Consider the following 8,934-nt stretch of genomic DNA (forward strand, 5'->3'; position numbering starts at 1 on the left):
AGCGAAATTCAACGTTCTGTTGACGGAGTCTTCATGTCGATCCGGGGCCCAGTCAAGAGTGTCCGGACGGTGCACCGACACGCCGGGGGCCGCACTTGGATGTTTCCACGACATGGAATTAAGATTTCACCATCCAAAATGTAGCTATCGCCACGGCGGGCCGGCCCGGTAACTTCCCGAGCACCTCCGCCACCGGCCGAACCCACTCTGACCGGCGAGGACGGCACCGCCCCGACACTGGGGCCGATGCCGGCCGACCGGTAGGCTGCTTCCTTGCCTGCCTGCACCGAAAGGACCGCGCCGTGCCGACGTCCAGCGCCAGCACCACCGACGCTTCCGCCAAGCCCACCGCCGGCGGCGGTGGCGTCCAGTCCCTCGAGCGCGCCTTCGATCTGCTCGAACGCATGGCCGACGCGGGTGGCGAGGTCGGTCTCAGCGAGCTGTCCACCGCCAGCGGCCTGCCGCTCCCGACCATCCACCGTCTCATGCGCACGCTCGTCGCGTGCGGCTACGTACGGCAGCAGCCCAACCGGCGGTACGCCCTCGGCCCCCGCCTGATCCGCCTCGGCGAGTCCGCCTCCCGCCTGCTCGGGACCTGGGCGCGGCCCTACCTCGCACGGCTGGTCGAGGAGACCGGCGAGACGGCCAACATGGCCCTGCTCGACGGGGACGAGATCGTCTACGTCGCCCAGGTGCCCTCCAAGCACTCCATGCGCATGTTCACGGAGGTGGGCCGCCGCGTCCTGCCCCACTCCACCGGCGTCGGCAAGGCCCTGCTCGCCCACACCCCGGCCGAGGAGGTACGGGCCCTGCTCGCGCGCACCGGCATGCCGGCCGCGACCGAGAAGACCATCACCACCCCCGAGGGCTTCCTCGAGGCCCTGGAGCAGGTCCGCAAGCTGGGCTACGCGGTCGACGACAACGAGCAGGAGATAGGGGTCCGCTGCCTCGCCGTGTCGGTGCCGAACTCGCCGACCGCCGCCGCGATCTCCATCTCGGGCCCGGCCGGCCGGGTCACCGAGGACCTGACCGCGTCGATCGTGCCGATCCTCCAGAACGTGGCGGCCGAGCTGTCGGTGGCGCTCCAGACCCAGAGCCCCGCCTGAGCCGGGGCCCTGCGGGGCCTCGCCGAGCCCGAGCCTCCTGCCCGACGTGCCCCGCCGGAACCACCCGGCGGGGCACCGGCATGCCGGGACGGCCCCTGCCGGGCGGGCAGCACCGCGGCCGTCGGGCCGGGCGCCGGGCCCGGGCCGTGACTGGCTGAGCGCGCAGTTCCCCGCGCCCCTGGGGGGCGTCATCTCCGTGAGCTGGGCCGTGCGGGTGTTGTGTGGCCGGGCGCGCGGTTCCCCGCGCCCCTGGCGGGGGCGGGCCGGGTTCGGGCGGCGTTGGGCCGGGTGCACGGCTCGTGTGGCGGGGCCGGGACGGCCGGGGCAGCGTGGTGCGCACCTGCCCGCGTCTCCCCCGAGGTCCCCGAGGTCCGCCCATGGCCCGCGACTCCCTCACGGCGCCCCTGCCGGGGCGCGCCCTGCGCCCACCGCCCGCGGACCCGGCGGCACGCCGGCGCGACCTGACATGGCTGGCGCCCGTCGCCGCCGTCTACGCCCTCGCCCAACTGCTCCTGGCCGTACCCGGCACCGGCCTCGGCTGGGACGAGACCGTGTACGTCAGCCAGGTCGCCCGGGACGCCCCGGCCGCCTTCTTCAGTGCCCCGCGCGCCCGCGGGATCAGCTACCTCGTCGCCCCCGTCGCAGCCGTCACGTCCTCCGTCCTGGCGCTGCGGATCTACCTGGCCCTGCTCGCGGCGGCCGCCCTGCTGCTCGCGCTGTGGGTGTGGCGCCGGCTGCTGCCCGCCCCCGTGCTCGCCCTCGCCGGCCTGCTGTTCGCCGGGCTGTGGCCCACCCTGACGTACGGGCCCCAGGCCATGCCCAACCTCTGGGTGGCCTTCGCGGCGCTGACCGCCGTCGGCTGCTTCCTGCGCGCCGCCGCCGACCGCTCGGACCGCCTCGCCCTCGCCGGGACGGGCACCGCCGTGGCGCTCGCCGCGCTGATGCGTCCCGCCGACGCCTTCTGGCTGGTCCTGCCCCTGGCCTGCGCCGCGGCGGCCGTTCCGGCCTGGCGGCGGCCCGCCCTGCCCGCCGTGCTCGTGGCCGGCGCCCTGGCCGGCTCGGCGCCGTGGCTGGTCGAGGCGCACCTGGGCCACGGGGGCGTCCTGGCCCGGCTGCACCGGGCGGGCGAGATCCAGGGCGGGCTCGGCTGGCACCCCGCCTTCTGGGACCACCTGCGCGCCCTCGGCGGCCGCACCCTGTGCCGCCCCTGCGAGGGGCCGTGGAGCCAGCCGGTCACCGGGCTGTGGTGGCTCGCCCTGCCCCTGCTGGTCGCGGGCGGGCTGGTCGCCGCGTACCGCGGCACGGAGCTGCTGCGGCCGGTCCTGGCGGCCACCGCGGCCGGACTGTCCCTGGCCGCGCCCTACCTGCTGATGGTCGGGTACGCCGCCCCGCGCTTCCTGCTGCCCGCGTACGCCCTGCTCGCGCTGCCCGCCGCGCTGTGCCTGGCCCGGCTGCTGCGCCCGGCCCGCGGCCGCCTGCTCGTCCGTACCGCGCTGTGCCTGGCCCTGGCCGGGCACCTCGCGCTCCAGCTGCTGCTCACGGCCACGCTGGCGGACCGCAGCCGGCTCATGCGTACCGCCTTCACCGCCGTCGCGGCCGAGCTGCACCGCCGGGGCGTACGGCCGCCGTGCGTCGTCAGCGGCGAAGAGGCGGTCCGGGTCGCGTACCGCACGGGCTGCGCCTCGCGCCAGGTGTACGGCGGCCACGACGGCAGCATCAGCGCCGCGGGCCTCACCGCCCTCGCGGCCCGGCTGCCCACGGCCGTGCTGGTCGTGGACGGCGCCGCCGCGCCGCCGTGGGCGCGGGGCTGGCGGCCCCACCCGCTGCCCGACCTGCCCGGGGAGCGCCACTGGCGGGCCTACCTCGCGCCGTCGGCGCGCCCCGCCGGCTGAGCGGCGGCGGAGGCGGCTGCCGCTGCGGCCGCTGCGGCTGTGGCGCCGGCCGTCGGGCCGCCGGCCGGGGCGGCCACCGTGAGGCGGCCGTCCGTCATCGTCGCCGTGCGGTCCATCCGCTCCAGGTGGGCCCGGTCGTGGGTGACCAGCACCGTCGCCGTGCCGCGCTGCCGGGTGAGGGTGACCAGCAGGTCCAGGACGGCCGCGCCGCGCTCGTGGTCCAGGGCGCTGGTGGGCTCGTCGACCAGCAGCACCGCCGGCTCGTTCATCAGGGCCCGCGCGATGTTCACCCGCTGGCGCTGGCCGCCGGACAGCTGGTGCGGACGCTTGTCCGCCTTGTCGGCCATGCCGACGGCGTCCAGCAGCTCCAAGGCCCGGCGGCGCAGGGCCTTCGAGGGGCGGCCGGACAGGTGCGCCATCACCTGGAGCTGCTCGGCCGCGGTCAGCGAGGCCAGCAGGTTGGACTGCTGGAAGACGATGCCGATCTTCTCGCGGCGCAGGGCCGCCTGCTGCGCGGGAGAGAGCACCGTGGTGTCCTGCCCGGCCACCTCCACCCGCCCCGAGTCGGGGGTGACCAGGGTGGCGGCGACCGCGAGCAGGCTGGACTTGCCGGAGCCGGAGGGCCCGACCACGGCCGTCAGGGTGCCCGCGGCCACCTCCAGGCAGACCTTGTCGAGGGCGGTCAGCCGGCTCTCGCCGTCCGGGTAGGTGAGCGTGACGTCGTGGACGAGGAGGGTCATCGGGCGCTCCCGAGCGCGGTCAGGGGGTCGACGGCGGTGATCCGCCGGATGGACAGGGCCGCGCCCAGCGCACCGAGCACGATCATGATCGCGGCGGGTGCCAGGACGGTCGCGGCGTCGAGGACGAAGGGCACGTCGCCGCCGCTGATCAGCGCGCCGATGCCGGCCGCGAGCGCGGTGCCGAGCCCGGTGCCGATCGCCAGCATGGCCACGGCCTGGCCGAGGGCGTCCCGCAGCAGGTACGGGGTGGAGGCGCCCAGCGCCTTCAGGACGGCGATGTCGCCGGCGCGCTGGATGGTCCAGATGGTGAAGAAGGCCCCTATGACGAGGGCGGAGATCGCGAAGAGGAAGCCGCGCATCAGCTGGAGCGAGCCGTTCTCGGCCTGGTAGGACCCTATGGCGCCGAGGGCCTCGTCGATGGTCTGGGCCCGGGTGCCCGCGGCGGCGTCGCCGGCGGCGAGTGCGGCACCGGACGCGTCGGGCGCGTCCAGGGCGACGACGGTCGCGGCGGTGTCGAGGGAGGTGCCGGGGTTGCCGATGTGCTGCCAGTCGTTCAGGTCCATCCAGACGACCGGGGTGTGGCTGTAGGCGGCGGTCCCGGAGACGGCGGCCACGGCCAGTTCGAGCGGGCCGATCTTCAGCCGGGAGCCGGGGGTGAGGCCCCCGAGCTCCTTCGCGGCCTTCTCGGCGAGGACCACCCGGCCCTGGCCCAGGCCGGCGGCGGGCGGCGCCAGCGGGCCGGCCGGGTCCACGCCGAAGACGGACACGGCGGCGGTGCGCTCACCCGCGGCGGCGTTGGTGGTCCGGATGCCGAGCGGCTGCGCCGACCCCACGCCGGGCCGGTCCCGCCAGGCCTGCCAGGCCTTCTGCGACACCTGGGAACGGGTGAACGACACCTTCTGGTCCCCGGGCGGCTCGGCGAAGGCCAGGTGGGTGGCGGGCAGGCCGGTGACGGCCGAGACGTTCTCCCGGGCCAGGCCGGCGGTGAGCCCGGACAACAAGCCGACCAGCAGGGTGATCAGCAGGACCACCGAGCCCATGAGCGCGAAGCGGCCCTTCGCGAACCGCAGATCTCTCCAAGCGACGAACATGCCCCCCACCTTGGTCTCCCCCATGCCCGCCGGGCATCGCGCCACGGGAGCGATCCTGGTATCGAAGGACGCATCCCGACATCAAACTTTCGATTGACCGGGCCCGCCCGGGACCCGCATACCCTGGTCGGGCCATGAACGCGTCACCTTCCCGCCCCCTCACCCCCCGCACCCCTCGCACCCCCTTCACCCCGGTCTCCCGCGTCCTGCGGGTGTGCCTGCACGCCTTGCTGGTCGCCCTGCTCGTGCTCGCCGCGGGGCGGGCCGTCGCCGACTCCGTTCCCTCGGCGGGCGCGGTGGTCGCCGTCTGCGCCCTGCTGGCCGCGGTGTACGGGGCCGGCGCCCGCTCCCCCGTCGTACGCGGATCGGCCGCGGCCGCGGGGGTGTGGCTCGCGGCGCTCGGCGCGGTGTGGGCGGGGCTGCTGGTGCTGTCCCCGGACGGGCTGTGGATCGCGTTCCCGCTGTACTTCCTGGAGCTGCACCTGCTGCGGCTGCGCTGGGGCATCGCGGCCGTGGCCGTGACCGCCTGCGCGGCCATCGGCTCGTTCCTCGCCCACAGCGGCACCGTGACGCCGGGCGCCTTCCTCGGGCCGCTGCTCGGCGCCGCCGTGGCCGTCGCGACCGTCCTCGGCTACCAGGCGCTGTACCGGGAGAGCGAACGCCGCCGCGAGCTGATCGAGGAGCTCATCACCACCCGGGCCGAGCTGGCCGCGGCCGAGCGCGACGCCGGGACCATGGCGGAGCGGGAGCGGCTGGCCCGGGAGATCCACGACACCCTGGCCCAGGGGCTGTCCTCCATCCAACTGCTGCTGCGGGCCGCCGAGCGGGCGCTGCCCGAGCGGGACCCGCGGCTCGCCCCGGCGCTGGAGCACATCGGCCGCGCCCGGGAGGCCGCCCAGGACAACCTCGCCGAGGCGCGCCGGTTCGTGCGGGCGCTGACCCCGCCCGACCTGGAACAGGGCTCGCTGGCCGCGGCGCTGGAGCGGCTGTGCGCCTCGGCGCCGCAGGCCCGGTTCTCGGTCAGCGGCACCCCGCGGGAGCTGCCCACCCCGTACGAGGTGGCCCTGCTGCGGATCGCGCAGTCGGCCCTGGCCAATGTGGTGCGGCACGCCGGGGCCGGACGCGCCGAGATCACCCTGACCTTCATGGACACCTCGGTGACGCTGGACGTCGTGGACGACGGGGCCGGCTTCGAACCGGCCAGCGCCCCCTCCGGCGACGGAGGCTTCGGGCTGCCGGCGATGCGGGCGCGGGCCGAGACGCTGGGCGGGCTGTTCACCGTGGAGTCCGCGCCGGGCCAGGGCACCGCCGTGGCCGTCACCCTGCCGCTGCCCGCAGACGCCGCAGACGCCGCAAGCGCTGCGGACACCGCCGGTGCCGCGGACCACCCGGAGGCCTCCCGATGACGATCCGACTGCTGCTGGCCGACGACCACCCGGTGGTGCGGGCCGGGCTGCGCGCGGTGCTGGACACGGAACCGGACTTCACGGTGGTCGCGGAGGCGGCGACCGCCGAGCGTGCCGTGGAGCTGGCCGCCGGCGGGCAGGTCGACGTGGTCCTGATGGACCTCCAGTTCGGCGCGGGCATGCACGGCTCGGCGGCGACCGCGGAGATCACCGCCCGGCCCGGGGCGCCCCGGGTGCTGGTGCTGACCACGTACGACACGGACGCGGACATCCTCGCGGCGGTCGAGGCCGGCGCCTCGGGCTACCTGCTCAAGGACGCCCCGCCGGAGGAGCTGGCGGCGGCCGTGCGCACGGCCGCGGCCGGCCAGTCGGCGCTGGCCCCGGCGGTGGCGCTGCGCCTGATGGACCGGATGCGGACGCCCGCGCAGGCGCTGACGAAGCGGGAGCTGGAGGTGCTCCAGCTGGTGGCGGACGGCCTGTCGAACCAGCAGATTTCGAAGCGGCTCTTCCTCAGCCAGGCCACGGTCAAGTCCCATCTGGTGCACGTCTACGCCAAGCTCGGCGTGGACTCCCGTACCGCGGCGGTGGCCGCGGCCGCCACCCGCCGCCTCATCCGCACCCCGTAGGCCGCCGGGACGCCGTGCACCCGGCGGCCGGGCCGCCGGGCCGCCGTGGCTAGGCCACCCAGTGGGGCCGCTCCACCGACGGGGCCAGGGGCGCGCCGTCGTGGCAGGCCGCGGCGAGGCGGCGTACCGCCTCCTCCAGGTGGTCCGCGGGCAGCGTGTACGGGATCCGGATCCGGTGCTCGAAGGTGCCCGGGTCCACTCCGAAGCGGGCGCCGCGCCCTATGTGCACCCCGCCGGCGGCGGCCCGTTCCGCCAGCGCCGAGCTCACCGGCGCGCCCAGGTCCACCCAGAGCGACATCCCGCCCGGCGGAACCCGCCAGGACCACTCCGGGGTGTGCCGCTGGAGCGCCCGTACGAGGGCCTCGCGCTGGTCCCGCAGCTGCGCGAGGCGGGTGGGCAGGGTCCGCTCCGCGCTCTCCAGCAGGGGCAGCGCGACCAGCTGGTCGAGCACCGAGCCGGTCATGTCGGCCGCCACCCGCACCGAGGCCAGCTCGGTGACCAGTTTCTCCGCGGCCCGGATCCAGCCCACCCGCAGCCCGCCCCAGTGCGTCTTGCTGAGCGAGCCGATCGTCACCACGTGGTCCGCCGCGCCCCGCGGCGCCAGCGAGGCCAGCGGCTCCGGGGCCGGGACGTCGAGTGCGATGTCGGCGGTGGTCTCGTCGACCACCAGCCAGGTACCGGTCCGGCGGGTCGCCGACAGCAGCCGCAGCCGCTGCTCGGGCGGCATCAGCGCGCCCGTCGGGTTGTGGAAGTCCGGGATCGTGTAGGCGAGCCTCGGCACGGTCTGGCGCAGCGTGGACTCGGCGGTCTCCATGTCCCAGCCCGCGTCGGAGACGGCGACGGGCACGGTGCGCAGGCGGGCGTGCCGCAGGGCGTCGAGGACGTTGGCGTAGGTCGGGTTCTCCGTCACGACGCGGTCGCCGGCCTGGCAGAGCAGGCTCGCGACGAGAACGAAGGCCTGCTGGGCGCCGGCCGTGACGAGTATCTGCTCGGGGCGGGTGGCCAGCCCCCGCCGGGTGAACCGGTCGGCGACGGCGCGGCGCAGCTCGGGCAACCCGAAGGGGTGGTACCCGGGGTCGCGGGCGAGGGCGGGGAGCCGGGCTGCCGCCCGGGCGAGGGCCTCGGCGAGGTTGTCCTCGGGGGCGCCCATGGCGGCGATGGCGAGGTCGATGCCGCCGTCCCGCTCGGTGCGGTGGGCGGCGGCCGCGTCCAGCAGGTGGGTGCCGACCGGGCCGTGCCCGTCGGGCAGTTCGGTCCAGGTGCCGGAGCCCCGTCGGCTGCGGCAGTAGCCGCTCTCGCGCAGCAGGTCGTAGGCCGCGGTGACGGTGGCCCGGCTGGCGCCGAGCGCCTCGGCGAGCTCGCGTTCGGCGGGCAGCCGTACGTGCAGGGGGATGCGGCCGTCGAGGACCAGGCTGCGCACGGCTTCGGCGAGGGACCGGTAGCCGGGGCGGGACCGTACCTCGGCGGGCAGCAGCGCCGCGAGGGCGCGGCTGCCGATCGTCCTGTCCGCCGTCCGGACCACTCGCCCGCTTGCCATGCCAACCTCCCCCGATTGGCTCTGCCCGCCAGGCCAATCAAGGGTCCAGACTCGCCGCATTGGCCCCTGACTGGCAAGGAGATTCCCGATGCACGCCGTCCGGACCCCGCTCGCCGCGCAGACCACCCCGCCCCCGGTCCTCACGGACCGGGACGAGCGCGCGCTGGCGGCAGCCGTCGAGAACCGGGTCTGCGAGCCGCTGCGGCCCGGCGCAGTGCTCGCCTCGCTGCGGCGTACCCTGTGGCGCATCCTCGCCCGGCCGCCGCACACCACGGGCCCGGTCCGGGGGCGAGAATCGCTGCCATGCCAGCCAACTCCCCCGCCGGTCCCCTCCCCGGCCTCCCCGATGTCCCCGACGTCCCCGGCCGCTCCCTTCGGTCCGGGCAGTCCTCCCGCCCGGTGATCGCCGGGCTGCTGCTGGCGGCCGGGGGGGGGGGGGGGGGGGGGGGGAGGAGACAAAAACCCCCCGACCGCCGACCGGAGGGATTTTGCTGAGAGAGAGGGGGGGGGGGTGTTGGGGGGGGGGGGGGGGTGTG

8 protein-coding genes are annotated in these 8,934 nt (G+C 76.2%); 5 read left to right on the top strand and 3 right to left on the bottom strand.

The features are described from left to right. The first annotated feature begins 302 nt into the window (after nt 1-302). Nucleotides 303-1,106 (top strand): IclR family transcriptional regulator, encoded by an 804-nt coding sequence (locus AC068A_RS07980; RefSeq protein WP_478582279.1) that lies wholly within the window; start codon nt 303-305, stop codon nt 1,104-1,106. A 377-nt stretch (nt 1,107-1,483) separates the two neighbouring features. Then, nucleotides 1,484-2,998, top strand: a complete 1,515-nt coding sequence (locus AC068A_RS07985) for a hypothetical protein (RefSeq protein WP_478582282.1) — start codon at nt 1,484-1,486, stop codon at nt 2,996-2,998. On the opposite strand, the gene AC068A_RS07990 is transcribed toward AC068A_RS07985, so the two are convergent. Together AC068A_RS07990 and AC068A_RS07995 are read right to left on the bottom strand one after the other, a co-directional pair. Further along, complete coding sequence (locus tag AC068A_RS07990) at nt 2,965-3,738, bottom strand: ABC transporter ATP-binding protein (protein ID WP_478582285.1); 774 nt, start codon at nt 3,736-3,738, stop codon at nt 2,965-2,967. The two genes, AC068A_RS07985 and AC068A_RS07990, sit on opposite strands and share 34 nt — an antisense overlap. After that, the gene (locus AC068A_RS07995) at nt 3,735-4,829 is read right to left on the bottom strand and encodes an ABC transporter permease (RefSeq protein ID WP_478582288.1); all 1,095 of its coding nucleotides are present in this window, start codon (nt 4,827-4,829) and stop codon (nt 3,735-3,737) included. The genes AC068A_RS07990 and AC068A_RS07995 overlap by 4 nt, the downstream gene beginning before the upstream one ends. A 134-nt stretch (nt 4,830-4,963) precedes the next feature. Between AC068A_RS07995 and AC068A_RS08000 the strand changes: the two genes are divergently transcribed. Together AC068A_RS08000 and AC068A_RS08005 are read left to right on the top strand one after the other, a co-directional pair. Then, nucleotides 4,964-6,235, top strand: a complete 1,272-nt coding sequence (locus AC068A_RS08000) for a sensor histidine kinase (RefSeq protein WP_478582290.1) — start codon at nt 4,964-4,966, stop codon at nt 6,233-6,235. Beyond that, complete coding sequence (locus AC068A_RS08005; RefSeq protein WP_478582292.1) at nt 6,232-6,861, top strand: response regulator; 630 nt, start codon at nt 6,232-6,234, stop codon at nt 6,859-6,861. The genes AC068A_RS08000 and AC068A_RS08005 overlap by 4 nt, the downstream gene beginning before the upstream one ends. Before the next feature lie 49 nt (nt 6,862-6,910). On the opposite strand, the gene yczR is transcribed toward AC068A_RS08005, so the two are convergent. Beyond that, complete coding sequence (yczR, locus tag AC068A_RS08010; RefSeq protein ID WP_478582295.1) at nt 6,911-8,398, bottom strand: MocR-like transcription factor YczR; 1,488 nt, start codon at nt 8,396-8,398, stop codon at nt 6,911-6,913. A gap of 88 nt (nt 8,399-8,486) precedes the next feature. Here yczR and AC068A_RS08015 point away from each other — a divergent pair, with 88 nt between their 5' ends. Beyond that, nucleotides 8,487-8,801, top strand: a complete 315-nt coding sequence (locus AC068A_RS08015) for a hypothetical protein (protein ID WP_478582297.1) — start codon at nt 8,487-8,489, stop codon at nt 8,799-8,801. The last annotated feature ends 133 nt before the right edge of the window (nt 8,802-8,934 follow it).

The sequence above is a fragment of the Streptomyces sp. NPDC043854 genome (assembly GCF_056436005.1).